Genomic DNA, 23,925 nt, shown 5'->3' with positions numbered 1-23,925 from the left:
GTGGCAGACAAGAAAGAGCCCAAGATCACGGTCGCTGCCGAGAACCGCAAGGCGCGGTTCAACTATGCGATCGAGGACACGATCGAGGCCGGCATCGCGCTGACCGGCACCGAGGTGAAGTCGATCCGCAGCGGCAAGTCGACGATCGCGGAATCCTATGCGGATTCCCGCGACGGCGAGATCTGGCTGATCAACGCCAACATTCCCGAATATCTGCAGGCCAACCGCTTCAATCACGAGCCGAAGCGGCCGCGCAAGCTGCTGCTCCATCGCAAGCAGATCAACAAGCTGATGGGCGCGGTCGAGCGCGAGGGCATGACGCTCATTCCGCTCAAGCTCTATTTCAACGAGCGCGGCCGCGCCAAGCTCTTGCTCGCGGTCGCCAAGGGCAAGAAGCTGCACGACAAGCGCGAGAGCGAGAAGAAGCGCGATTGGGGCCGCGAGAAGGGGCGGCTGCTGCGGGCGCGCGGCTGACCAGGCGATGGCGCGGTCGTCCGTGCCAGCGCAAGCGGCACAACCATGCTGGGACATGACCGATGACTCAGAAGAACCTGCTCGACGTCGACTGGAGCAAGATTCCGGCACCGACCGATGACGGTGCGGCTGATCATCTGGTCGGGATGATCATGCCCGCCATCGGGCTGCGGGCCACCGACGATACCGTCGTGGATCTGTCGGCCCTGAAGGGGCGCACCGTCGTGTTCGCCTATCCTCGGACCGGCGAGCCCGGCAAGGCCTCCCTGGTCGAAGACTGGGACATGATCCCGGGCGCCCGCGGCTGCACGCCGCAGGTCTGCAGCTTCCGCGACCTGTTCGGGGAACTGAAGGCCGCAGGGGCCGCGCATGTGTTCGGGCTATCGACGCAGAGCAATGCCTATCAGACCGAGATGGCCTCACGGCTGCATTTGCCGTTTGCCGTGCTGTCGGACGAGAAGCTCGAACTGACCGGCGCGCTGCGATTGCCGACCATGGAAATTGCCGGCCTGACCTTGATCAAGCGGCTGGCGATGATCGTTGACGATGCGCGCATTACCCACGTCTTCTATCCGGTCTTTCCGCCGGACCGGAATTCCGCCGACGTGCTGGCCTGGCTGCGCGCGAACCGCCTGTCCGCTGCGTGACGGGCCGGCATACAACAGATGCGCGGGATCAGGGGCTGCTCGCTCGGCCCGTGGCTGCGCCGATCTGGCGCGAGGGCTGATCGGATCATTCGTTGCGCTTGATCTTTTCGGAAAACCGGTTTCGACCGTTCCGGACCTGGCTCTAATCCAGCTCCGCCTTCACGCGGGCGAACACGGCATGAAACATCTCGGTGGTGAGCACGCCGGTATTCGTGTTGTAGCGTGAGCAGTGATAGCTGTCGTAAAGCTTGATCGCTCCGGCCTGATGCACGGCGCCGTGAGCAAACGGCGCGGCGGCGGCGCGCAGCCCGAGCAGTTTCAGCAGCGTGTCGTGCGAGATGCGGCCGAGCGCGACGATGCTGCGCAGGCGCGGCATCGCTGCGATCGTGGCGCCGAGAAACGCCCGGCACTGATTGATCTCGGCCGGCAGCGGCTTGTTCTGCGGCGGGACGCAGCGGACGGCGTTGCTGATCCGGCAATCGACCAGCGTCAGCCCGTCATCGGGGCGTGCTTCGAAGCGGCCTTTGGCAAAGCCGTAGCGCAGTAGGGTTCCATAGAGCAGTTCCCCGGCGTAATCGCCGGTGAAGGGGCGGCCGGTACGGTTGGCACCCTGCAGTCCCGGCGCAAGCCCGACGATCAGGAGGCGGCCGTCGGCGGCGCCGAACGAAGGTACGGGGGAATTGAACCAAGACGGCTCGCGCGCCCGCTGCGCCTCGCGGAACTCCACGAGGCGAGGGCACAGCGGACAGTCTTGATGCGGATCGGTTGACGAGGGCGGGGCGCTGCCGGCCCGGCCGCCGCTGGAGCGCGGCCTAGTCGTCGAAGTCGTCATCAGGGGTCGTGGCGGCGGTGGTCGTGGTGCTGCGGGTGGCCGGGGTGGTCGAGCGCTGCAGGAACTGCGGAGAATGGTGGCGCGGCTCGCGCGGCGCCGGGCGTTCCGACGGATCGCGGCCGAGCTTGGACTGCAGCTCGACGAGATCGGTGAACACATCGGCCTGGCGGCGCAGCTCGTCGGCGATCATCGGCGGCTGGCTCGAAATGGTGGAGATCACGGTGACGCGAACGCCGCGCCGCTGCATCGCCTCGACCAGGGAGCGGAAGTCGCCGTCACCGGAAAACAGCACCATCTGGTCGATGTGCTCGGCGAGTTCCATGGCATCGACGGCGAGCTCGATGTCCATATTGCCCTTCACCTTGCGCCGGCCGCTGGCGTCGATGAATTCCTTGGTGGCCTTGGTGACCACCGTGTACCCGTTGTAGTCGAGCCAGTCGATCAGAGGCCGAATCGACGAGTACTCCTGATCTTCGATGATCGCCGTGTAATAGAACGCGCGCAGCAGGGTGCCGCGGCTCTGGAATTCCTTGAGGAGGCGCTTGTAGTCGATATCGAATCCGAGCGTCTTGGCCGTGGCGTATAGGTTGGCGCCGTCAATGAAGAGCGCAATCTTGTTGGTCGAAGATGACATTCAGTGTCTCGCGTTGAGTTAGCTTCTGTTTTTTGGCGCGACTCAGGCCGGCCGCGCATTCCATCTCAAGATACTGCCAAGGCGTCGAAGCCGCCCGTCTGGTGTGAGGCTACCGCAAACTGGAGTGATATGGGCAACAAAGGCGCACTAATGACGACGCAATGAAGCGTTTTCTTGTCCAAAGTGCGCACGAGGCAGATCCGGGCGGACTGCCAGCCAAGGTTGCGGAATCCTTACTCCTTGCCCCTTACCGAAGCCTGACCACCAGATTGGCCTTGCGAAAACCCGTCAGGCTCTATAACTAGCCCAGCATAATCAGCATATTAAGCACACAAACGACCGGAGCGACAATCAATGGCGCGCGTCACCGTTGAAGATTGTATTGATAAAGTGGACAATCGGTTCGACCTGGTCCTCCTGGCCGCGCATCGCGCCCGTATGATCTCGTCGGGCTCACAACTTACAATTGACAGAGATAACGACAAGAATCCCGTTGTGGCACTCCGGGAGATTGCGGATTCTACCATTTCTCCCGAAGACTTGAAGGAAGAGCTGGTGCATTCGCTGCAGAAGTTTGTCGAAGTCGATGAGCCGGAGCCCGATACGGTGCCGCTGATCGGTTCGGCCGGCGCCAGCGTCGATGCCGACGACACCGAGGTCGCGGTCGAGCGGATGACCGAGGAAGAGCTCCTCAAGGGGCTCGAGGGCCTCGCCCCGCCGGAAGAGCAGCCGGAAGAGGACGAGTGACGATCCCGCCATCGTCCTCTCGGATTAACTTGTGAGAATGTGAAGGCCCGGATCGCGTCCGGGCCTTTGCATTTGATCGGGATTCCGTGATTACCATAGGGGCATCGGGCGGCATCGGCGTCGCCGAATCAGGCACTGACGGTAAAGGTTTAGACAATTTTCATGGCGGTCTCTCGCCACACGCCTCCGCAAATGCAGGCCGCAGCCGAATCATCTGTGGCGGCCCCGACGGCTGAGCGGCCTCGGCCCCAGAAGCCGCGCTCCCGCATGATGCGGCAGTATGACCTCGTCGAACGGGTCCGCTCCTACAATCCCGATACTAACGAGGATCTGCTCAACCGCGCCTATGTCTATGCGATGAAGGCGCACGGCTCGCAGACCCGGGCCTCGGGCGATCCGTATTTCACCCATCCGCTCGAAGTCGCGGCCATTCTGACCGACCTCAAGCTCGATGACGCCACCATCGTGGCCGCGCTGCTTCACGACACGATCGAGGACACCGAGGCCACCCGCGCCGAGATCGATCGCCTGTTCGGGCCCGAGATCGGCGCGCTGGTCGAAGGTCTGACCAAGCTGAAGCGGCTCGAGCTCGTCTCGCGCGAGGCCAAGCAGGCCGAGAACCTGCGCAAGCTGCTGCTGGCGATCGCCGACGACGTGCGTGTGCTGCTCGTCAAGCTTGCCGATCGTTTGCACAACATGCGCACGCTGGAATTCGTGCCGGAAGCCTCGCGGCGGCGCATCGCCGAGGAGACACTCGACATCTATGCGCCGCTCGCCGGGCGCATGGGCATGCAGGAGATGCGCGAGGAACTCGAGGATCTCTCGTTCCGGACGCTCGACCCGCAAGCCTATGACGTCGTCATGCAGCGGCTCGACGCGCTCGCGGAGCGCAACCGGAACCTGATCGGCGAGATCGAAAGCCAGCTCGCGCGGAAGTTTCGCGATCACGGCCTGACGGCGCGGGTTTTTGGTCGTCGCAAGCGGCCATTCTCGATCTGGACCAAGATGGAGCGCAAATCCATCGGCTTCGAGCAGCTGTCGGACATCTTCGGCTTCCGGGTCATCATGCCGGACCTCGAGTCCTGCTATCGTGCGCTCGGCATCGTGCACACGACATGGCCGGTCGTTCCAGGGCGCTTCAAGGATTACATCTCGACGCCCAAGCAGAACGATTATCGCTCGATACACACGACTGTGATCGGACCCGGCAAGCAGCGCGTCGAGCTCCAGATCCGCACCGAGGAGATGGACCAGATCGCCGAGCTCGGGATCGCCGCTCACGCCTTCTACAAGGACGATATCGGCTCGCCCACCGAGCTGCTCAAGCGCGAATCGAATGCGTTCGCTTGGCTCCGTCACACCATCGGAATCCTGTCGGAGAGCGCCAACCCCGAGGAGTTTCTCGAGCATACCAAGCTCGAACTCTTCCACGACCAGGTGTTCTGCTTCACGCCGAAGGGGAAGTTGATCGCGCTGCCGCGCCACGCAAATGTGATCGACTTCGCCTATGCCGTGCATACCGATGTCGGCAACAGCGCCGTCGGCTGCAAGATCAATGGCAAGTTCGCCGCACTCTCGTCGGAATTGCAGAACGGCGACGAGGTGGAGGTGCTGACATCGGATGCTCAATCCGCGCCGCCTTCGGCCTGGGAGACGCTCGCGGTCACCGGCAAGGCGAGAGCTGCGATCCGCCGCGCCACCCGCACGGCGGTGCGCGATCAATATGCCGGGCTTGGCCGGCGCATCGTCGAACGCCTGTTCGAGCGCACCAAGCTCGATTATGCCGATGACAAGCTCAAGGGCGCCTTGCCGCGCCTCGCGCGGGCCTCGATCGAGGACGTGATGGCGGCGGTCGGCCGCGGCGAGATCAAGGCCTCCGACGTCGCCCGCGCGATGTATCCCGACTATAAGGAAGAGCGGATCGTGCGCTATGGCAGCAAGAAGACAGCCGCTGCGGCTGCCAAGGCTGCTGCGGCGCCGACGGCCGAGCCCGCGCGCGGGGCTTTCGCGATCCCGATCAGTGGCCTCAATTCAGGCCTGCCGGTGAAGTTCGCGCCCAATGGCGGCGCCGTTCCCGGCGACCGCATCGTCGGCATTGTGACGCCGGGCGAGGGGATCACGATCTATCCGATCCAGTCGCCGGCCCTGAAGGATTTCGAGGAGGAGCCGGAGCGCTGGCTCGACGTGCGCTGGGATGTCGACGAGACCACCCCGCAACGCTTCCCGGCGCGGATCCGGGTGGAGAACGTCAACGAGCCCGGCAGCCTCGCCCAGGTCGCGACCGTGATCGCCGAGCATGACGGCAATATCGACAATATCAGCATGAGCCGCCGCTCGCCCGATTTCACCGAGCTGACGATCGATCTCGAAGTCTACGACCTCAAGCATCTCTCGGCGATCATCAACCAGCTCCGCGCGAAAACCATCGTCGCCAGGGTCGACCGCGTGAATGGCTAATCTGCGGGTTTGGTGGCGGCGTTCTGGCTCGTGATGCGCTAAACAAGCCGTATTCCTACCGAGAGTTCTGCGAGCCGGTCCATGTCAGATCCTGCGAAGCCACATCCTCCGAAGCTGCGCCTCGGCGTCAATGTCGACCACGTGGCGACGTTGCGAAATGCCCGCGGCGGCCGCAGTCCGGATCCGGTGCGCGCCGCGCTGCTGGCCATCGAGGCCGGTGCTGACGGCATCACCGCCCATTTGCGCGAGGATCGGCGGCATATCCGCGACGACGACATGGCGCGCCTGAAAGCGGAAATCGCCAAGCCGCTGAATTTCGAGATGGCCGCGACCGACGAGATGGTGCGGATCGCGCTTGCAACCCGCCCGCATGCCTGCTGCCTGGTGCCGGAGCGGCGCGAGGAACTGACCACCGAGGGAGGCCTCGACGTGGTCGGCCAGCACAATGCCCTGGCGCCCGCGATCGCCCGGCTGAACGATGCCGGCATCCGTGTCTCGCTGTTCATCGCCGCCGATCCTGCGCAGATCGAGATGGCAGCGCGCCTGCGCGCGCCGGTGATCGAGATCCACACCGGCGGCTGGTGTGATGCCATCGCCGACGGCCATCACGACAAGGCTGCCACCGAATGGGAGCGAATCGTCGCCGGCGCCCGGTTGGCCTATTCCGCCGGCCTCGAGGTCCATGCCGGCCACGGGCTCGATTATACGACCGCCGAGCAGATCGCGGCTTTGCCGGAAATCGTCGAGCTCAACATCGGTTACTTCATGATGGGGGAGGCGCTGTTCGTCGGCTTGCCCCAATCGGTGCGGTCCATGCGCGTGGCGATGGATCGCGGCCGGAGCCGGGCGGCATGATCATCGGCATCGGCTCCGACCTCATCGACATCCGCCGCGTGGCCGAGGTCATCGAGCGCCATGGCGATCGGTTCTTGAACCGTATCTTCACCGAGGCCGAGCGCGCCAAGGCCGAGCGGCGTGCCAAGAACGAGAAGATGGTGGTCGCCACCTATGCCAAGCGATTCGCCGCCAAGGAGGCCTGCTCCAAGGCGCTCGGCACCGGCATCCGGCACGGGGTGTGGTGGCGCGACATGGGCGTGGTCAATTTGCCCGGAGGCCGGCCAACGATGCAGCTCACGGGCGGCGCGGCGGAGCGGCTGAAGGCGCTGACCCCGGCGGGCCATGACGCCCGCATCGACCTGTCGATCACCGACGATTGGCCGCTGGCGCAGGCCTTTGTCATCATTTCGGCGGTGAGCCTGGCCACCTCCTGAGCCGTCCCGGCTTTGTCGGAAAAACAAAAATGCAATCGATTCCAGTACGTTATGGAGTTTTGATGCGGCCCTTGATTGCGCGGGCCGGAACAGTCGTCTAAAACCCGCTGGAATTGAACCGGCAGCATCAGGGGCGGATTCTGGGTCATACCGGAATTGGCCTTTACCACCAGAATCAGGCCAGACTCCCTCAAACCGCGGCACGAAGCGTTGTTCGCGGGGAGGAGGGTGTTCTGCAACGGCTGGCGAATCGTCGGACCATTCGCCAAGGGACAGTGAAAGAGCGATGAGCGTGACCTCCGGAACCAAGACTGAGAGCGGCGTCGGCGAAACCGTTCGCGTCGTCGTTCATGCGCTCCTGATCGCGCTCGTGATCCGCACCTTCCTGTTCCAGCCCTTCAACATCCCGTCGGGATCGATGAAGGCGACGCTGCTGGTCGGCGATTATCTGTTCGTGTCGAAATATTCCTACGGCTACAGCCACTACTCGATCCCGCTGTCGCCGCCGCTGTTTTCCGGCCGCATCTTCGGCTCCGAGCCGAGCCGGGGCGATATCGTCGTGTTCCGTCTGCCGAAGGACGACACCACCGACTACATCAAGCGCGTGATCGGCTTGCCGGGCGATCGGATCCAGGTCCGCGAGGGCCTGCTCTACATCAACGACAAGCCGGTGCAGCGCGAGCGTCTCAGCGATTTCGTCGGAGAGGATCCGTGCGGGCAGCCGGACTCCACGGCGCGGGTGAAACGCTGGAAGGAAACCCTGCCGAACGGCGTGAGCTACGAGACGCTGGATTGCGTCGACAATGGCTATGTCGACAACACCAATGTCTACACCGTGCCGCCCGGCCACTTCTTCATGATGGGCGACAACCGCGATAACTCGACCGATAGCCGCTTCTTGTCCCAGGTGGGCTATGTGCCGTTCGAGAACATTGTCGGCCGCGCCCAGCTGATCTTTTTCTCCATCGCCGAAGGCGAGCATGCCTGGGCCTTCTGGCGTTGGCCGGTGTCGGTGCGTTGGAACCGTATTTTCAAAATTGTGCGATGATCGACGACTCACCCGAGATCCAGACCACCCAGGCGGCCGCGCCGAGCCCGCAATCGGGCACGGCTGCGCTGGACTCGCCGGCGAAATCCGTGTCCCGGCCCAGATCGGAGAGCAAGTCCGAGATAAAGTCCGAACCGAAGCCTGACGGAAGATCTGAAGCCAAGTCTGATACCAAGTCTGATACCAAGCCTGAAGCCAAGGTCGAGGCCAAGTCCGACAAGGCAGAGGCAAAGACCGAGTCCCGCGGCGCCGACGCTAGCGAGGCCCAGGCGGAGACAGACGCCGGACCTGACGCACCGCCTGCGGAGAAGTCTGATGCCAAGCCGCGGAGCAAGGCCAAGGGCAGTCGCGGCACCAAGAGTGCTGGCGCCAGCGCGACCAAGGGCGCCAGGGCCGCCGAGAAGGCGGCCAATGCCGCGATCGAAGCGCGAATCGGGCATCACTTTGCCGATCCGTCCTTGCTCAGCACCGCCGTTACCCACGTCTCGGCGCTGAAATCGTCCAAGAAGCGCGGTGACAGCTATCAGCGGCTTGAATTCCTCGGCGATCACGTGCTCGGCCTGATCGTCTCCGACATGCTCTACCGGTCGTTTCCAAGCGCCGATGAGGGCGAATTGTCGAAGCGGCTGGCCGATCTCGTGCGCAAGGAAAGCTGTGCCGACGTTGCCAAATCGCTCGGCCTGCTCGATGACATCAAGCTCGGCGCCGTCGGCGCAGGGGCGGGCGCGCGGCTGCGCAAGTCGGTGCTGGGGGATGTCTGCGAGGCGGTGATCGGCGCGATCTTCCTGGACGGCGGTTATGCGGCCGCGGCCGGTTTCGTCGAGCGCAACTGGACGGAGCGCATGCACAAGCCGCGGCGTCCCTTGCGCGATCCCAAGACGGTGCTGCAGGAATGGGCCCAGGGCAAGGGCCTGCCGACGCCGGTGTATCGCGAGGTCGAGCGGACCGGTCCACATCACGACCCGCAGTTCCGGGTCGCCGTCGATCTGCCGGGCCTGGAGTCGGCCGAAGGGGTTGGCGGGTCCAAACGTGCAGCGGAGAAGGTGGCCGCATCCGTCATGATCGAACGTGAAGGCGTCAGCGGCGGCAGCAATGACGGCTGAGCAACACGCCGGGCCGGGGGCGGAGACCCGCTGCGGATTCGTCGCGCTGATCGGCGCCCCCAATGTCGGCAAGTCGACGCTGGTCAATGCGTTGGTGGGCTCCAAGGTCACGATCGTCTCGCGCAAGGTGCAGACTACGCGCGCGCTGATCCGTGGCATCGTGATCGAGGGAACGTCGCAGATCATTCTGGTCGACACGCCCGGCATTTTCTCGCCGAAGCGCCGGCTCGATCGCGCCATGGTGACGACGGCCTGGAGCGGCGCCCATGATGCCGATCTCGTCTGCGTGCTGCTCGACGCCAAGAAGGGTCTCGACGACGAGGCGCAGGCCATCATCGACAAGGCGGCCGCGGTCGCGCATCAGAAGATCCTGGTGGTCAACAAGGTCGATCTGGTGCCGCGCGAGAAGCTGCTGGCGCTGGTTGCGGCGGCCAATGAGAAGCTGCCCTTTGCGCGCACCTTCATGATCTCGGCGCTCTCCGGCGATGGAGTCGACGATCTCAAGCAGGCGCTGGCGGCAATGGTGCCGCCCGGTCCGTTCCATTATCCCGAGGACCAGATGTCGGACGCGCCGATGCGTCACCTCGCGGCCGAGATCACCCGCGAAAAGATCTACTCGCATCTGCATCAGGAATTGCCGTATCAATCCACCGTCGAGACCGACAGCTGGACGGAGCGCAAGGACGGTTCGATCCGGATCGAACAGACGATCTTCGTGGAGCGCGACAGCCAGCGCAAGATCGTGCTCGGCAAGGGCGGCGCGACGATCAAGTCGATCGGCGCACAGTCGCGCAAGGAGATCGCCGAGATCACCGGCGTGCCGGTGCATCTCTTCCTGTTCGTCAAGGTCCGTGAGAACTGGGGCGACGATCCCGATCGCTATCGGGAAATGGGGCTTGAGTTCCCCAGGGAATGACAATGAGCGTGCCGCGCAACGTGTTGTGGTTCGAAGTCCTGCTCTACATCTCGTTGATGCTGGATGCACTTTCTGTGGCCGTGTCCGATCGCACGCCGAGCTTCGACATGACGGAGGACATGATCACGGCGCAGACCGTGCTCAACGGCGCCATCATCCTGCTGCTGTTCTATTTCGTCTATCTGGCGGCGCAGCGCCGCAAGAACTGGCCGCGCTGGGTGATCCTGGCCGCGCTGGTGCTGTCGGACATGTCGCTGGTGCAGGTCATCGGCCAGAAGGGCATGACCCTCGACGCCGGCATCGAGGTCATCTCCTGCGCACTCACGACCATCGGGCTGTACTACTCCTTCACTGGCGATGCTCGCGGCTGGTTCAATGCGTGAGCTCACTGTGCCCGGCCTCGTTTGAAGCTGGAGCGGAGCCCGCCATCGACCAGCAAGCCTGACGCGTTCGCCGCATGATTGCCGGCGTCACCGGGCGGTGCCAGGGAGAATCGGAGGCGGCAGGCCCGCTTGGCTCGTCCCATTGAGGTGTTTGCGGAGATATCACGCGCAGGCTACGTTAGCCATCGATGCGCAGTTGGCGTTGGCGATCGAGCGCCCTGTGAGAACCGTGGAGACCGTCCGCCTCATGGAATGGACCGATGACGGCATCGTGCTGGGGCTGCGGCGGCACGGCGAATCCTCGGCCGTGCTGGAACTGCTGACGCGCGAGCATGGCCGCCATCTCGGGCTGGTGCGGGGCGCCAGCGGCGCGCGCATGCGGCCGATGCTGCAGCCCGGCAATACGGTGCGGGCGGTCTGGCGTGCACGGCTCGACGAGCATCTTGGCATGTACGCGATCGACGGCCTGACGCTGCGCGCGGCGGAGCTGATGTCGGTCGCGCATGGCGCCTATGGGGTGACCCATCTCGCGGCGCTGGCGCGGCTGTTGCCCGAGCGCGATCCGCATCAGGAGATGTATCTGAGGCTGGAACATGCGCTCGACGATTTCGCCGAGGCCGGCGGAGCCGCGGTTCACATCGTGCGCTTCGAGCTCGCGATCCTGGCCGAACTCGGCTTCGGGCTCGATCTGGAGTCCTGCGCCGCGACCGGCGAAACCACCGACCTGGTCTACGTCTCGCCCAAATCCGGCGGCGCGGTGTCGCGCAGCGCCGGCGCGCCCTGGGCCGACCGGCTGCTGCCGCTGCCGCCGTTCCTGCGTGAGAGCGAGGACGATCATGGCTTCAGCGATCAGGACCTGCTCGATGGCTTTCGCCTGACCGGCCTGTTCCTGCTACGTCACGTGCTGGAGCCGCGTGGGCAGGGCCACTCCGATGCGCGCGAAGGCTTCATCAATGCGGTGACACGGGCGAGGGCGCGGCTGGCGCAAGTCTAGGGCTGGCGCAAGTTTAAGGTTGGAGAAGGCTGATGGGATTGCTCGTCGACGGCCAATGGCACGACGTCTGGTACGACACGGCAGCCTCGGGCGGGCGCTTCGTGCGCAAGGATTCGTCGTTTCGCAGCTTCGTCACCGCCGACGGCAGCCCGGGCCCGACCGGGTCCGGCGGCTTCAAGGCGGAGCCCGGGCGCTACCACCTCTATGTCAGCCTGGCCTGTCCCTGGGCGCACCGTACCCTGATCATGCGGGCGCTGAAGGGATTGACCGAGATGATCTCCGTCTCGGTCGTGCATTGGCTGATGCGGGAGCAGGGCTGGACCTTTGCCGACGGCCCGGCCGTCGTGCGCGACAGCATCAATCACGCCGAGCTGCTGCACCAGGTCTACACCGCGGCCGATCCGCATTATTCGGGGCGCGTCACCGTGCCGGTGCTGTGGGACAAGGCGCAGCGAACCATCGTCAACAACGAGTCGTCCGAGATCATCCGGATGCTCAATACGGCGTTCGACGGCGTCGGCGCCGCGCCAGGCGACTATTATCCGGAGCCGTCGCGCAGCGAGATCGACGCCATCAATCAGCGCGTCTACGACACGCTCAACAACGGCGTCTACAAATGCGGTTTTGCGACCACCCAAGCCGCCTATGAGGAGGCGATCGGGCCGCTGTTCGCGACGCTCGACTGGCTGGAGGAGCGATTGGCGACCCGCCGCTTCCTGCTCGGCGATGCCATGACCGAGGCCGATATCCGGTTGTTCACCACGTTGATCCGATTCGATGCCGTCTATGTCGGCCACTTCAAGTGCAACATCCGCCGCATCGCCGACTATCCGCATCTGTCGGCCTATACGCGCGACCTCTACCAATGGCCCGGCGTTGCGGCGACGGTGAATTTCGAGCACATCAAGCGGCATTATTACGAAAGCCACCGCACCATCAATCCGACCGGCATTGTCCCGGTCGGGCCGTTGCAGGATTTCACCGCGGCGCATGGGCGCGAGCGCCTGTCGGCGAGCTGACGAAGGCCGATGACAGGCGAGCGTGAGCTGGCTTCGCTGCTCAAGACGATGACGCCTGAGCTGCAGGATGGCGTCTTCGTGTTCTGCACGATCGGTACGACCGACGCGCTTCCCGCGACGCTGACGCCGATCATGCTGTTTCGTGAGCGTGAAGGCATCACGCTGATCCTGCGGCGTGAGCATGCCGAGCTGGCCGGCCTGACCTGGCAGTTCGCAGCACGCCTGATCACGCTCACCGTCCATTCCGCACTGGATGCGGTCGGTTTTCTCGCCGCCGTGACGGCGGAGCTGGCCGCAGTCGGCATCAGCGTCAACGCGGTATCCGCGTTTCACCACGATCATCTGTTCGTGCCCGAGCAACGCGCCGAAGAGGCCTTGGCGGTGCTGCGGCGGATGTCGGACCAAGCCCGGCGCTGACGGCTGGCTGCTGACGCGCAGGTGGTGACGCTGGAGCTCAGGCGCGGCGCTTGATGGCGGAGCGAGCCGGCTTCGTCTTGGTGCGCGACGACGGCCGCGTCTTGCGGCGCGGCGGCGCTGCCCCGGCTCTCGGCGGCATCAGCGTTCGGCCGGCTTCCGCGCGGACCATGTCCATCAGCACCATGGCGGCAGGCGAGAGCGTGCGCCCCTTCAGCGTGAGCATGCCGAACTGAGCCATCAGGAGACCTGAGATGCGCGGCTCCTCCAGCTCCTTGACATCGAGCCGGACCAGCTGGCCGGATGCAAGCTCGGAGGTGAGCACGGCATCGCCGGCGAGCAGCAGGAGGTCCGAGCGGATCGCGACCTGCGTCAGCAGGCTGACATTCTCGGATTGCAGCGTGACGGCGAAGCCATTGCCGTCGTCCGACGCGATCAGCTGGTTCAAGCGCTTGCTGAAATCCTCCGGGATGATGACCGAGGCGAAGCGCTGACCGGCCAGGTCGCGGGCCGAGAGCGCAGACCGTCCGGCCAGCGGATGTGCCGGCCGGCAGTAGAAGTGTCCCGGCTGATTGCCGAGGGCCTCGACCTGAAGGCCGTCATCGCCGCGGATATCCGACGTGTGCGCCAGGAAGAAGTCGAGCTTGCCCTGCTGCAGCAGATGCATCAGCGCGCGCCAATTGTCCTGCACCAGGGTCACGCGGACCGACGGGTGCTCGGCATAGAGCCGCGCCAGCGCCTCCGGCAGCAAGGTCAGCGCGGTGAAGGCGCCGACGCCGACGGCGACCTCGCCGGCATCGCCCGACCGCAGCATGCGCATCTCGCGGCCAAGATCGGCGGCGCTGGAGAGCAGCGTTTGCGCGTGGGCCACCAGCCGCTCGCCGACCGGCGTGATCTCAACCGAGCGCGAGCTGCGGTCGAACAGGCGCATGCCGACCGCGTCCTCCAAGGTCTGCAGGCTGCGGCTGAGCGCCGACTGGGTGACGTTCGCGCGCTTGGCAGCCTTGGCGAAATGCCGCTCGTCGGCGAGGAACACCAACTGCTGCAATTGCCGGAGGGTTGGAATATCCATTGATGATCGCAATGCATTGATTGAGGCACAACAATTCATTGGATTTCTTGGCGCGTCAATCCCACAATGACACAAACAACATCGGGGAACGCCACAGCCAGGCCGATCGGGGTCGCGCTCATGCTCTGGCGCCCCTCGGCAACAGGCCGTCTCCATGCCCAATGGCGCACAAGCTCTGATACGGACCCTCGCCAATGCTGGCGTGCGGGTCTGCTTCACCAATCCCGGCACGTCCGAAATGCACTTCGTCGCGGCGCTGGATTCCGCAGCCGAGATGCGCGCCGTGCTGTGCCTATTCGAGGGCGTCGCCACCGGCGCGGCCGATGGTTATGCGCGCATGACCGGCATGCCCGCGGCGACCTTGCTGCATCTCGGCTGCGGTCTCGGCAATGGGCTCGCCAACCTGCACAATGCGCGCAAGGGCAAGGTGCCGGTCGTCAACATCGTCGGCGACCACGCGACCTACCACGTCAAATACGACGCGCAGCTGCAGTCCGACATCGAGACCGTGGCCCGCAACGTCTCGCCCAACTTCGTCTGGACGTCGCAGGTGACCTCCGAACTGTGCCGGGACGCGGTCGCGGCCGTCAAGGCGGCGTGCTCCTGGCCAGGGCAGGTGGCGACCTTGATCCTGCCCGCCGATGTCTCCTGGGGCGAGGGCGGCGTTCCGGAGCCGGCACCAGTGATCGAGCCGCCTCCCGCCGCGGACGATGCGACCGTGACGGAGGTCGCCGACACCATCAAGGCGGGCGGCCGCAGTGCCATTCTGCTCGGTGGCACGGCGCTGCACGAAGAGTCGCTGCTGGCCGCGGCGCGCATTGCCGCGACTTGCGGCGTCAAGGTCTATGCCGAGACCTTTCCGACGCGCATGCAGCGCGGCGCCGGCCTGCCTGCGGTCGATCGCATCGCCTATCTCGCCGAGATGGCGTCGATCCAGCTCCGGGAGATCGACACGCTCATACTGGTCGACGCCAAGGCGCCGGTGTCGTTCTTCGCCTATCCGGGCAAGAAGAGCTATCTCGCTCCCGACAATTGCAAGGTGCTGACCCTGTCGACCCCGGCGCAGGACGCCGCCGGCAGCCTTAAAAAGCTTGCGGCCGCGCTGCAGGCTGAGAGTGCTACGCCACCATTGGCGCCGCCGGCGCGGCCCGGACGTCCGCGCGGCAACAAGCTCACGGCGGAGAAGGTCTGCAAAGCGGTGGGGCATCTGCTGCCCGAGAACGCCATCCTCATCGACGAGGCCATCAGCTCCGGCCTGATGCTGTCGAAATTCACCGCCGGCGCGCCGCGCCATGATCTGATCACGCTGACAGGCGGTGCCATCGGGCAGGGGCTGCCGAATGCGATCGGCGCCGCGATCGCCTGCCCGGACCGGCCGGTGATCGCTCTGATCGGCGATGGCAGCTCGATGTACACGATCCAGTCGCTGTGGACGATCGCGCGCGAGCAATTGAACGTCACCGCCATCATCTTCAACAACGCCTCCTATTCAGTGCTCAATGTCGAACTGGAGCGGGTCGGCGCCGAGCGGATCGGGCCAAAGGCCAGAGCTCAGCTCGACCTGCACGGACCGGTGTTGAAGTTCGCCCAGATCGCCGACGGCATGGGCGTGCGCGCGACCCGTGCCACCACACCGGATGAGTTGACGGATGCCTTGGCCAGTGCGCTGAAACGGCCGGGGCCGCATCTGATCGAAGCGGTAGTGCCGCCGGCGCTCTCCGGGCTCAAGCTGAAGCTGCTGCCGCATCTGTTGGGCTCGCTGGATCGCATGCCGCTGTCGGTCGCGCGCATGCTCAAGCGCAAGATCGCGCCGTGACATGAGCACGGCCATTCAATCCGATGTGGTCATCGCCGGCGGCGGTCTCGCCGGCATCGTCACGGCGCTGGAGGCGCTGCGGCGCGGCAAGTCCGTGACCCTGGTGGATCGCGACACACCGGGGCGGTTCGGCGGGCTGGCGCTGTGGGCGTTCGGCGGCATGGCGCTGGTCGGCACCCCGCTGCAGGCGCGGATGAAGATCCCCGACACGCCCGAGATCGCGCTGCGCGACTGGATCAGGTTCGGCGAACTCGACGCGTCCGAGCACTGGCCGCTGCAATGGGCGCGCTATTACGTCGAGCACTCGCGTGCCGAGGTCTATGACTGGCTGCTGTCGCATGGCGTGACCTTCATGCCGGCGGTGAACTGGGTCGAGCGCGGCCTGCAGGGCGACGGCAATGCGCTGCCGCGCTATCACATCGTCTGGGGAACATCGCAGCGGCTTACGCGGGTGATGATCGATGCAATGCGCGCCGCCGACAAAGGCGGCCGGCTGACCGTGCTGCATCGTCACCGCGCCGTCAGCCTTGATCACACTGCGGGCGCCGTGTCGGGCGTGGTGGCCGTCAACGAGGAGACCGGCGCCGAGATCCGCATCGCCGCGCCGCTGACGGTGCTGGCGATGGGCGGCATCAATGGCAGCCATGAGGAAGCCCGTGCGAATTGGGTGAGAGGGCGGCCGCTGCCGGCGGCGATGCTCAACGGCGCGCATCCGTTTGCGGATGGGAAGCTGCACCACCACGCCGCCGATACGGTCGGCGCTGAGATCACGCATGCCGGCGAGATGTGGAACTACGCCGCCGGCATTCCGCATCCCTTTCCGCATTTCGAAGGCCATGGCCTGTCGCTGGTGCCGTGCAAATCGGCGCTTTGGCTCAATCACCGTGGCGAACGCATCGGGCCGGAGCCGCTGGTCACCGGCTTTGATACTCATGATCTGTGCCAGCGCGTCGCGTCGCAGGAGAAGCCCTATACGTGGCATCTCCTGAACTGGCGCATCGCCGCCAGGGAGTTCGCCATCTCGGGCGCCGAGCACAATCCGCGCATCCGCGACCGCCAGATGCCGATGTTCCTCAAGGAGATGCTGCTCGGCAACCATCGCCTGGTCCGGCAGATGCAGCGCGAGAGCCGGCACTTCCTGGTCGATCCGACCCTCGCCGGCCTTGCCGCCAAGATGAACGCGCTGACCGGCACGGACGACGTCAAGCCGGAGGTGCTGCAGGCGACGGCCGATGCCTTCGACGCCAACTTCAAGAATGGCGACAGGCTATTCAACGACGATCAGCTGCGCCGCATCCTGCATGCGCGACAATGGGGCCCGGACAAGCTCCGCACCTGCAAGCCGGCGCCGCTGCAATCCATCGGGGCAGGGCCGTACATCGCGATCCACATGCAGCTGATCACCCGCAAGAGCCTCGGTGGCCTCAAGACCGATCTGCAGAGTCGGGTGCTGGATGCGGCGGGCGCGCCGATCCCGGGCCTCTATGCGGTGGGCGAGGCGGCCGGCTTCGGCGGCGGCGGCGCGTCGGGCAAGCGCTCGTTGGAAGGCACCTTCCTGCCGGGCTGCATCCTGACGGCACGGGCAGCTGCGCGGGGAATGTGATCTCCCGAGGCGGCAAGTCTGTCGCGTAGGATGCTCCGAGCTTGGGTCTGCCTCCCTCCGCGGCGTCATGGCCGGGCTTGTCCCGTCCATCCACATCTTTCGGCAACCGCGGACGGACCTGGATGCCCGGGACGGAGCCCGGGCATGACGACGGAGAGCCGCCTGGCGAAGCCTATGCACCAGCCGTTGGCCAGCCTAGCTAGGAGAGCGGCGGGCATCCGCGGAACCGTTGCAAACTTTTCCGTGGGCCGCTGTCGATCCGGCGCTCGTGCGTTCGTCTTCATAGTATCGGAAACGGAGATCCGTCATGAAGATCTATTGGATCAAGGCCCAGGCGCCGCGCCGCGTGCTGGCGCTGGTCAAGCATCTCGGCGCGCCGGCCGAGTTCATCGACATCAGCCGTGGCCTGAAGACGCCGGACTTCGCCGCGCTCAATCCCAACATGAAGGCGCCGGTGCTGGTGGATGGCGAGACCGTGCTGTGGGAGTCCACCGCCATCATGGCGCATCTCTGCGTCCGCGAGAGCTGCGACATGTGGCCAGCGCGCCATCCGCAGGAGCAGGTCGAGGTGCTGCGCTGGCTGGCCTGGACCGACAGTCACTGGAGTCCGGCGGTCGCGCCGTTCTATTTCGAGCACATCGTGCGGAAGAATTTCGGGCTCGGGGCGCCGAACCGCGCTGCGCTGATCGACAAGGTCGCCGACCTCAAGACCTTCGCATCTGTGCTCGACGCGCATCTGCGCTCGCACAGCCACGTCGCCTGCGACCGGCTGACCATCGCCGATTTCGCCGCGGCGTCGATGGCGACTGATTGGCGCGAGGCGGAGATGCCGTTCGAGACGTTTCCGAACATCGTGCGCTGGCTCGATGGCCTGATGCGGCTGCCGGCCTGGGCCGAGCCGTGGCCCGACATGCGTTCGGCCGCGGCGCAAGGGCTACGCTGGCTGCACGATGCCGTGGCCGAGCTGTTTGGAGATCTCGGCCGCGCAAGCCCGCAGGCGGTTGGCGAGGGGGGATTGCCAGCCGGCATCGAAGGTGCCGGCCGGCCCCATCGCGGTGATCACCAGCGCGATGTGTCCGGCATGATCGAACACCGGCGCGGCGAAGGCGTTGACGCCGGGAAGGGGATCGCCGACGGCGCGCGCCAGGCCTTGCGCGCGCACCTCGGCCAGCATCTCCGTGACCTTCGGACTCTTGGGGGCGCGCTTCGGATTGTAGCCGACGCCGAGATGATCGAGGCCGGCGTCGAGCGCGGCCTTGACTGTCTTCGGCGGAAGAAAGGCTGCGAAAGCGCGGCCCGTCGCGGTCTCCAGCAGTGCCATGATCGAACCGACGCGCATCACGATATGCACCGCATGGCTCGGCTCCTCCAGCCGCACCACGGTCGGGCCGTTGGTGCCCCACACCGCGAGCGACACCGCGTGGTCGATGGCGCCGGCGAGTGCGGCGATCTTGGGTGTCGCGATCCGCACGGCCGACAGCCTTCGCAGGCTGATCAGGCCGAGCTCGAGCGCCAGCGGGCCGATCTCGTAGCGGCCGGTGGTCGCGTCCTGCTCGATCAGGCCGATGCGCGAGAAGCTGACGAGATAGGGATGCGCCTTGGCGGGCGGCAGCCCGGCCTCGCGCGCGAGGTCGCGCAGCATCATCGGCTCGCCGCTGCGCGCCAGGGCCTGCAGCAAGGTGCCGCCGACCTCGATCGACTGGATACCGCGGCTCTCTCGTCCCATGCTGTTGAAGGTCTCCTGGTCCGGCGCCGTGCCTACACCGCCAGGAAGCCGCCGTCGACCGGCAGCGTGACGCCGTTGACGTAGGACGCCATGTCGGAGACCAGGAACGCGACGGGGCCGGCGAGCTCCTCCGGCTGGCCGACTCGGCCGAGCGGCGTGCGGCTCATGAAGCCGGCGAGCCGCTCCGGATCATTGCGGGTCGACTCGGTCATCGCGGTCGCGATCACGCCGGGCGCGATAGCGTTGACGCGGATGCCGTCGGGCGCGAGCTCGCGGGCCAGCGCCTGGGTCAGCGACTTCACGCCGCCCTTGGACGGCGAGTAGCCCAGCGTGTTGCTGATGCCGATGAAGGACGCGACGGAGGCGATGTTGACGATCGTGCCGCGCGTCTCGCGCAAGGCGCCGAGAAAGGCATAGGTGACGTTGAACACGCCGTTGAGATTGACGTCGAGCACGCGCTGCCAGTTCTGCGCCGCGCGCGGCGAGTCGATGTTCTCGCGGATGATGATGCCGGCATTGTTGACGAGGATCGAGATGGCGCCGACCTCGGCGCGCAGCTGCGCCGCCAATGCGGTGCAGCCCGCGGCGTCGGTGACGTCGAGCCGATGCGCCCACGCCTTGCGGCCGTGGTCGCGGATCTCGGTGGCGCAACGCTCGGCCCCGTCCACGTCGATATCGGTGATGACAAGATCGGCGCCGCGGCCGGCGAGCCCGAGCGCAATCGCGCGGCCATTGCCGTTCGCGGCCCCCGTGACCAGGGCGAGCCGTCCGGCCAACATCTGACTGTCGCTCATGCGGCGCTCCCTTGGCCAGCGCGTTCGGCGAGATGCCGGCCGGCAATGTAGCCGAATGTCAGCGCCGGTCCCAGCGTGATCCCGGCGCCGGGATAGGTGCCGCCCATGATGCTCGCCATGTCGTTGCCGGCGGCATAGAGCCCCTCGATCGGCTGGCCCTGGGCGTCGAGCGCGCGGGCGTGTTCGTCGGTGCGGATTCCGGCATAGGTGCCGAGATCGCCGATCACCATCTTGATCGCGTAGAACGGCCCGTCCTTGATCGGCGCGACGCACGGGTTCGGCCCATGCAGTGCATCGCCCTGATAGCGGTTGTAGGCGCGCGAGCCCTTGCCGAAACCCGGATCCTGGCCGAGCGCGGCATCCGCATTGAAGGCGGCGACGGTCGCTTCCAGCGACATCGCATCGATTCCGGTCACGCGCGCGAGCTCGGCAAGCGTCGCGCCGCGCTTGAGATAGCCCGTGCTGAGATGGTGGCTGAGCGGCATCGGGAAGGGCGGCACGCAGCCGAGTCCGTAGCGGCGCAGCGAGCGGTGATCGGTGACCAGGTAGGCCGCGATCTCGCGGCCGGGCTTGGCCGCTTTCACCATCGCCTGCACGAAGTCGTGGTAGGAATTGCCCTCATTGGCGAAGCGCACGCCATCTGCGGTCACCGCGATCACGCCCGGCTTAGCGCGATCGATGAAATGCGGCATCACGCCTTTGCTGCCGTCCTTCCGCGTGGTGACGGAGACCGGCACCCAGGCCGCCGCATGCGGCAGGCCGTCCTCGACGCGGCCGCCGACGGCTTCCGCCAGCCGAAGCCCATCGCCGGTGTTGCCGACGGGCCCGGGCGAGACATGCTCCTGTCCCGTCGGCGCATGCGGAAACATCGCCCTGCGTCGTTCGACGTCATGTGGGAAGCCGCCGCAGGCGAGCACCACGCCGAGCCGCGCATTCACCCGGATACGCCGGCCCTGCCGGGTGACCACGGCGCCGCGCACGGCCTCCCCGTCGCGGATCAGCTCGGCCACCGGCGAGGACAGCCACAAGGGAATGCCGAGGTCGAACGCCGATTTCGCCAGCCGCCCCGCCAGCGCATTGCCGTTGGTGAGCGTCATGCCGCGGCCATGGCGCAGCACGTCCAGCGCATGTTTCGACAGCCGCTTGGCGACGTAGAAGGCCGAGGTCAGCGACTTCGTCGCGCGCATGAAATGGATGATCTCCTTGCCGGAGCCGAGCATCATGCCGAACACGGTGAGCTCGGGCAGGGGCTGCCCGAGATCCTTGATGTGATGGCCGAGCTCGCGGCCGTCGAACGGCCGCGTCACCATCGAGCGACCGCCTTGCGTGCCGCCCGGCGCCTCCGCGTGATAGTCCGGAAAGGTCAGCGGCATGTCGAATTTCAGCGCCGTCTTGCTGGTGAAGAAGTCGACTGCCTCCGGCCCCTTGGTCAGGAACGCATCGACCCGCGCGGCGTCGTAATTGTTGCCGGCTTCGTGACGCAAATAGGTACGCGCCAAGTCCGGCGGCTCGTCGATGCCCCAGGCCTTGGCCAGCGACGTGCCGGGAATCCACAGCCAGCCGCCGGAGCGCGCCGTGGTGCCGCCGAAGCGCGGCTCCTTCTCGGTGACCACGACCTTCAGCCCGGCATAAGCGGCGGTGACCGCCGCCGACAGCCCGGCGCAGCCGGAGCCGACCACCAGCACGTCGCAATCATAGCTGTCGCCGTCCTTGGGTTCAGCTCCGCTCATGGACGTGCTCCTATTTCTTCAACAGCGGGCACTTGGATTCGGAGACCGGGCGGAATGCATCCTCGCCCTTCACGGTCTTGACGATCTCCAGATAGTCCCACGGCTCCTTGGATTCCGACGGCTTCTTGACGCGCGCGAGATACATGTCGCGGACGACGCGGCCATCCTCGCGCAGCTTGCCGCCGTGGACGAAAACATCCTCGATCGGCAGCTCGCGCATCTTGGCCATGACAGCCTTGGGATCATCGGTGCCGGCCGCCTTGATCGCCTTGAGATAATGCAGCACGGATCCGTAGACGCCGGTCTGAATCATGGTCGGCATCACCTTGGTGCGGACGAAGAACCTCTTCGACCAGGCGCGGGTGTTGTCGTCCATGTTCCAGTATGACGCCGTCGTCATGTAGGTGCCTTGGGCTGCCTCGAGGCCGATCGCATGTACGTCGGTGTCGAACATCAGGAGGCCGACCAGCTTCTGGCCGCCCTTGACCAGGCCGAACTCACCGGACTGCTTGATGGCATTGTCGGTGTCCTGGCCGGCATTGGCGAAGGCGACGACATCCGCCTTCGAGCTCTGCGCCTGCAGCGCAAAGGAGGAGAAGTCGGCGGTGTTGGTCGGATGCTTGACGCCGCCGAGGATGGTGCCGCCGAGCTCCTTGATGAAGCGCGTGGCGTCCTTTTCGAGCTGCTGGCCGAAGGCGTAGTCCGCGGTGATGAAGTACCAGGACTTGCCGCCCTGGCTGATCACAGCGGAGGTCGTCACCTTGGACAGCGCATAGGTGTCGTAGGTGAAATGCACGGTGTTCGGGCTGCACAGCTCATCGGTCAGCGAGCTTGCGCCGGGGCCGGACAGCAGCGCGATCTTGTTGCGCTCGCGCACCATGTTGTGCACGGCGATCGCGATACCGGAATTGGGGATATCGACGACCGCATCGACCTTGCCGTTGTCGAACCAGTCGCGGACGATCGTGGTGCCGACGTCGGTCTTCATCTGGTGGTCGGCGCTGATGATCTCGATCGGCTTGCCGAGCACGGTGGGACCGAACTCCTCCACGGCCATCTTCGCGGCTTCGACCGAACCCGGGCCGCTGTTGTCGCGTCCCCAGCTCGAAAGGTCCGTCAGCACGCCGATCCGCACCACGTCGTCGGAGACCTGGGCCGATGCGTTGGTCGCAAGGAATGATGTTGTGGCCAGAAACGCGCAGGCGAGCAGCTGCCGTCGCATGAAGATCCTCCCCGGTTCATCCGCTCTGTCGGCGGTGATCACGAGTTAGGCATTGACGAATTGATTTGTCAATTGCGAATAGCGCGCATGCGGCGCGACAATGGTGGTCGGAACAGGCTTGAGCTTTGATGTCTTGGTCGATGAGCGCCGTGGTGCGTCCGCCCATGGAGGTCCTCGTGATGCCCGGGCTTGCCCCAGGCATCAACGTCGTTCGGCGTGTGCGGTGCCGCGTGGATGGACGGGACAGGCCCGGCCATGACGAGGAGATCGCGCTCACAGAACAGGCGTTCGTGTGCGCAGCGAAGGAAGGGGCGTCCGCGCGCTACACGCGCGGCATGATTTGCAGTTCGAGCAAGGCGAGGCGCTGCATCACCGCGGGGTCGCGTTCTCCCGTCTTGGCCGCCCGCAGGACCGACTCCGCGAGCAGGGTGACATGGGTTGAACTGACCGGCTCGGGAAGGGCGGCCACGGCGCCATCGAGCGCCTGCGTCATCAGCGCAATCAGGTCAGGAGAAAATGAAGCGTCTGAAAAGTCCTTCATCGGACGGGATCCGCAGCAGAGGAGTTCGGAAAAATCGTTGACGCGATACGCTGCGAGGCTTGGCAACTTCATTGGCAACTTCACGCGATCAACGCGCGGCCCGGCCGACCGGTTCCCCGTGAGCCGATTCGATTATGCAGAAATGCGAGTCTCCCATGTGCAAACTGCCCGTCGAGCCGAGCTGTGGCGGGCAGATCAGGACGATTTCACATCAGCAACGTATCGCGGTCGTCGCGAGACGTAGGAGGCGGAGGTTTGACCACAGCGTCAGCTAAGGGGATTGAAGCGATGGCGGATGAGTATCAGCTCGTCATGCCCGGGTTTGCCCCGCCTGCGCGGCCGAAGCCGCTTCGGCGCGACGAAGGCCGGAACATCCACGTCCTTTTGGGTGCGCTACGACGTGGATGGCCGGGACAAGCCCGGCCATGAGAGCAAGCTGGGGCGTCTCCCCCGTCATCTGCGTTTGGCTATTCACTGAAAAG

23 protein-coding genes and 1 pseudogene are annotated in these 23,925 nt (G+C 65.6%); 16 read left to right on the top strand and 8 right to left on the bottom strand.

Annotation, left to right across the window (positions count from 1 at the left end; all coding sequences use genetic code 11):
* A complete protein-coding gene (gene smpB / locus BBTA_RS21985; RefSeq protein ID WP_012044706.1) occupies window positions 1-474 on the top strand; it encodes an SsrA-binding protein SmpB in 474 nt (157 codons plus the stop codon).
* Between the two features lie 62 nt (window positions 475-536).
* Window positions 537-1,121: a peroxiredoxin gene (locus tag BBTA_RS21980; protein WP_012044705.1), complete on the top strand. Its 585-nt coding sequence runs from the start codon at window positions 537-539 to the stop codon at window positions 1,119-1,121.
* 142 nt (window positions 1,122-1,263) lie between these two features.
* Here the strand turns inward: BBTA_RS21980 and BBTA_RS21975 are convergent, their stop codons facing one another.
* Entirely contained in the window at window positions 1,264-1,953 is a 690-nt protein-coding gene (locus BBTA_RS21975) for a uracil-DNA glycosylase (RefSeq protein ID WP_012044704.1), read from the bottom strand.
* Entirely contained in the window at window positions 1,934-2,587 is a 654-nt protein-coding gene (locus BBTA_RS21970) for an NYN domain-containing protein (protein ID WP_012044703.1), read from the bottom strand. The genes BBTA_RS21975 and BBTA_RS21970 overlap by 20 nt, the downstream gene beginning before the upstream one ends.
* 354 nt (window positions 2,588-2,941) lie before the next feature.
* Here BBTA_RS21970 and rpoZ point away from each other — a divergent pair, with 354 nt between their 5' ends.
* From rpoZ to BBTA_RS21915, 11 genes are all read left to right on the top strand, one after another.
* Complete coding sequence (gene rpoZ, locus BBTA_RS21965) at window positions 2,942-3,334, top strand: DNA-directed RNA polymerase subunit omega (RefSeq protein ID WP_006612728.1); 393 nt, start codon at window positions 2,942-2,944, stop codon at window positions 3,332-3,334.
* A 162-nt stretch (window positions 3,335-3,496) separates the two neighbouring features.
* Entirely contained in the window at window positions 3,497-5,791 is a 2,295-nt protein-coding gene (locus BBTA_RS21960; RefSeq protein ID WP_041750815.1) for a bifunctional (p)ppGpp synthetase/guanosine-3',5'-bis(diphosphate) 3'-pyrophosphohydrolase, read from the top strand.
* Window positions 5,792-5,872: 81 nt separating this feature from the next.
* Window positions 5,873-6,646 carry a pyridoxine 5'-phosphate synthase gene (locus BBTA_RS21955; RefSeq protein WP_012044701.1) on the top strand — a complete coding sequence of 258 codons (774 nt, stop codon included), beginning with the start codon at window positions 5,873-5,875 and terminating at the stop codon, window positions 6,644-6,646.
* The gene (gene acpS / locus BBTA_RS21950; protein WP_012044700.1) at window positions 6,643-7,062 is read left to right on the top strand and encodes a holo-ACP synthase; all 420 of its coding nucleotides are present in this window, start codon (window positions 6,643-6,645) and stop codon (window positions 7,060-7,062) included. Before BBTA_RS21955 ends, acpS begins: the two co-directional genes overlap by 4 nt.
* Window positions 7,063-7,348: 286 nt before the next feature.
* Window positions 7,349-8,110, top strand: coding sequence for a signal peptidase I (gene lepB, locus BBTA_RS21945; RefSeq protein WP_012044699.1), 762 nt, complete (start codon window positions 7,349-7,351; stop codon window positions 8,108-8,110).
* Window positions 8,107-9,213, top strand: coding sequence for a ribonuclease III (gene rnc, locus BBTA_RS21940; RefSeq protein ID WP_012044698.1), 1,107 nt, complete (start codon window positions 8,107-8,109; stop codon window positions 9,211-9,213). Before lepB ends, rnc begins: the two co-directional genes overlap by 4 nt.
* Window positions 9,203-10,129: a GTPase Era gene (era, locus tag BBTA_RS21935; RefSeq protein WP_012044697.1), complete on the top strand. Its 927-nt coding sequence runs from the start codon at window positions 9,203-9,205 to the stop codon at window positions 10,127-10,129. The genes rnc and era overlap by 11 nt, the downstream gene beginning before the upstream one ends.
* Window positions 10,130-10,131: 2 nt before the next feature.
* Complete coding sequence (locus BBTA_RS21930; protein ID WP_012044696.1) at window positions 10,132-10,512, top strand: hypothetical protein; 381 nt, start codon at window positions 10,132-10,134, stop codon at window positions 10,510-10,512.
* A 247-nt stretch (window positions 10,513-10,759) separates the two neighbouring features.
* Window positions 10,760-11,506, top strand: a complete 747-nt coding sequence (gene recO, locus BBTA_RS21925) for a DNA repair protein RecO (protein WP_012044695.1) — start codon at window positions 10,760-10,762, stop codon at window positions 11,504-11,506.
* Between the two features lie 32 nt (window positions 11,507-11,538).
* Entirely contained in the window at window positions 11,539-12,525 is a 987-nt protein-coding gene (locus BBTA_RS21920) for a glutathione S-transferase family protein (RefSeq protein WP_012044694.1), read from the top strand.
* A gap of 9 nt (window positions 12,526-12,534) precedes the next feature.
* Window positions 12,535-12,942 carry an ACT domain-containing protein gene (locus BBTA_RS21915; protein WP_012044693.1) on the top strand — a complete coding sequence of 136 codons (408 nt, stop codon included), beginning with the start codon at window positions 12,535-12,537 and terminating at the stop codon, window positions 12,940-12,942.
* Window positions 12,943-12,979: 37 nt separating this feature from the next.
* Here BBTA_RS21915 and BBTA_RS21910 read toward each other — a convergent pair whose 3' ends face one another.
* On the bottom strand, window positions 12,980-14,011 hold the full coding sequence (locus BBTA_RS21910; RefSeq protein ID WP_012044692.1) for a LysR family transcriptional regulator: 1,032 nt from the start codon (window positions 14,009-14,011) through the stop codon (window positions 12,980-12,982).
* Between the two features lie 154 nt (window positions 14,012-14,165).
* Here BBTA_RS21910 and BBTA_RS21905 point away from each other — a divergent pair, with 154 nt between their 5' ends.
* The 3 genes and pseudogenes from BBTA_RS21905 to BBTA_RS39060 form a co-directional block, all read left to right on the top strand.
* Entirely contained in the window at window positions 14,166-15,827 is a 1,662-nt protein-coding gene (locus BBTA_RS21905; protein WP_012044691.1) for an acetolactate synthase large subunit, read from the top strand.
* A gap of 1 nt (window position 15,828) precedes the next feature.
* The gene (locus BBTA_RS21900; protein WP_012044690.1) at window positions 15,829-17,430 is read left to right on the top strand and encodes an FAD-binding protein; all 1,602 of its coding nucleotides are present in this window, start codon (window positions 15,829-15,831) and stop codon (window positions 17,428-17,430) included.
* Window positions 17,431-17,737: 307 nt separating this feature from the next.
* Window positions 17,738-18,256 (top strand): annotated as a pseudogene (locus tag BBTA_RS39060) (glutathione S-transferase family protein); the annotation flags it as partial.
* Window positions 18,257-18,364: 108 nt separating this feature from the next.
* On the opposite strand, the gene BBTA_RS21885 reads toward BBTA_RS39060, so the two are convergent.
* The 5 genes from BBTA_RS21885 to BBTA_RS21865 all read right to left on the bottom strand — a co-directional run bounded on the left by BBTA_RS21885 (window position 18,365) and on the right by BBTA_RS21865 (window position 23,443).
* Complete coding sequence (locus BBTA_RS21885) at window positions 18,365-19,156, bottom strand: IclR family transcriptional regulator (protein ID WP_012044689.1); 792 nt, start codon at window positions 19,154-19,156, stop codon at window positions 18,365-18,367.
* A gap of 32 nt (window positions 19,157-19,188) precedes the next feature.
* Complete coding sequence (locus BBTA_RS21880) at window positions 19,189-19,950, bottom strand: SDR family NAD(P)-dependent oxidoreductase (RefSeq protein WP_012044687.1); 762 nt, start codon at window positions 19,948-19,950, stop codon at window positions 19,189-19,191.
* A complete protein-coding gene (locus tag BBTA_RS21875) occupies window positions 19,947-21,680 on the bottom strand; it encodes an FAD-dependent oxidoreductase (RefSeq protein ID WP_012044686.1) in 1,734 nt (577 codons plus the stop codon). The genes BBTA_RS21880 and BBTA_RS21875 overlap by 4 nt, the downstream gene beginning before the upstream one ends.
* A gap of 10 nt (window positions 21,681-21,690) precedes the next feature.
* Window positions 21,691-22,902 carry an ABC transporter substrate-binding protein gene (locus tag BBTA_RS21870; protein ID WP_012044685.1) on the bottom strand — a complete coding sequence of 404 codons (1,212 nt, stop codon included), beginning with the start codon at window positions 22,900-22,902 and terminating at the stop codon, window positions 21,691-21,693.
* Between the two features lie 322 nt (window positions 22,903-23,224).
* Window positions 23,225-23,443 (bottom strand): hypothetical protein, encoded by a 219-nt coding sequence (locus BBTA_RS21865; protein WP_012044684.1) that lies wholly within the window; start codon window positions 23,441-23,443, stop codon window positions 23,225-23,227.
* Between the last annotated feature and the right edge of the window lie 482 nt (window positions 23,444-23,925).

The organism is Bradyrhizobium sp. BTAi1 (assembly GCF_000015165.1).
Taxonomy (GTDB): Bacteria; Pseudomonadota; Alphaproteobacteria; order Rhizobiales; family Xanthobacteraceae; genus Bradyrhizobium; species Bradyrhizobium denitrificans.
This window is presented reverse-complemented; position numbering and strand designations above follow the sequence as displayed.

Bases quoted from the DNA above. Each gene is read 5' to 3' on its own strand.
- BBTA_RS21885 (WP_012044689.1), bottom strand. From the start codon at position 19,156: ATGGGACGAGAGAGCCGCGGTATCCAGTCGATCGAGGTCGGCGGCACC.
- BBTA_RS21905 (WP_012044691.1), top strand. From the start codon at position 14,166: ATGCCCAATGGCGCACAAGCTCTGATACGGACCCTCGCCAATGCTGGC.
- BBTA_RS21915 (WP_012044693.1), top strand. From the start codon at position 12,535: ATGACAGGCGAGCGTGAGCTGGCTTCGCTGCTCAAGACGATGACGCCT.
- BBTA_RS21975 (WP_012044704.1), bottom strand. From the start codon at position 1,953: ATGACGACTTCGACGACTAGGCCGCGCTCCAGCGGCGGCCGGGCCGGC.
- BBTA_RS21960 (WP_041750815.1), top strand. From the start codon at position 3,497: ATGGCGGTCTCTCGCCACACGCCTCCGCAAATGCAGGCCGCAGCCGAA.
- BBTA_RS21930 (WP_012044696.1), top strand. From the start codon at position 10,132: ATGAGCGTGCCGCGCAACGTGTTGTGGTTCGAAGTCCTGCTCTACATC.
- acpS (WP_012044700.1), top strand. From the start codon at position 6,643: ATGATCATCGGCATCGGCTCCGACCTCATCGACATCCGCCGCGTGGCC.
- BBTA_RS21970 (WP_012044703.1), bottom strand. From the start codon at position 2,587: ATGTCATCTTCGACCAACAAGATTGCGCTCTTCATTGACGGCGCCAAC.
- BBTA_RS21870 (WP_012044685.1), bottom strand. From the start codon at position 22,902: ATGCGACGGCAGCTGCTCGCCTGCGCGTTTCTGGCCACAACATCATTC.
- BBTA_RS21920 (WP_012044694.1), top strand. From the start codon at position 11,539: ATGGGATTGCTCGTCGACGGCCAATGGCACGACGTCTGGTACGACACG.
- recO (WP_012044695.1), top strand. From the start codon at position 10,760: ATGGAATGGACCGATGACGGCATCGTGCTGGGGCTGCGGCGGCACGGC.
- BBTA_RS21910 (WP_012044692.1), bottom strand. From the start codon at position 14,011: ATGGATATTCCAACCCTCCGGCAATTGCAGCAGTTGGTGTTCCTCGCC.
- BBTA_RS21865 (WP_012044684.1), bottom strand. From the start codon at position 23,443: ATGAAGGACTTTTCAGACGCTTCATTTTCTCCTGACCTGATTGCGCTG.
- BBTA_RS21880 (WP_012044687.1), bottom strand. From the start codon at position 19,950: ATGAGCGACAGTCAGATGTTGGCCGGACGGCTCGCCCTGGTCACGGGG.
- BBTA_RS21875 (WP_012044686.1), bottom strand. From the start codon at position 21,680: ATGAGCGGAGCTGAACCCAAGGACGGCGACAGCTATGATTGCGACGTG.
- BBTA_RS21955 (WP_012044701.1), top strand. From the start codon at position 5,873: ATGTCAGATCCTGCGAAGCCACATCCTCCGAAGCTGCGCCTCGGCGTC.
- rnc (WP_012044698.1), top strand. From the start codon at position 8,107: ATGATCGACGACTCACCCGAGATCCAGACCACCCAGGCGGCCGCGCCG.
- BBTA_RS21900 (WP_012044690.1), top strand. From the start codon at position 15,829: ATGAGCACGGCCATTCAATCCGATGTGGTCATCGCCGGCGGCGGTCTC.
- era (WP_012044697.1), top strand. From the start codon at position 9,203: ATGACGGCTGAGCAACACGCCGGGCCGGGGGCGGAGACCCGCTGCGGA.
- BBTA_RS21980 (WP_012044705.1), top strand. From the start codon at position 537: ATGACTCAGAAGAACCTGCTCGACGTCGACTGGAGCAAGATTCCGGCA.
- lepB (WP_012044699.1), top strand. From the start codon at position 7,349: ATGAGCGTGACCTCCGGAACCAAGACTGAGAGCGGCGTCGGCGAAACC.
- rpoZ (WP_006612728.1), top strand. From the start codon at position 2,942: ATGGCGCGCGTCACCGTTGAAGATTGTATTGATAAAGTGGACAATCGG.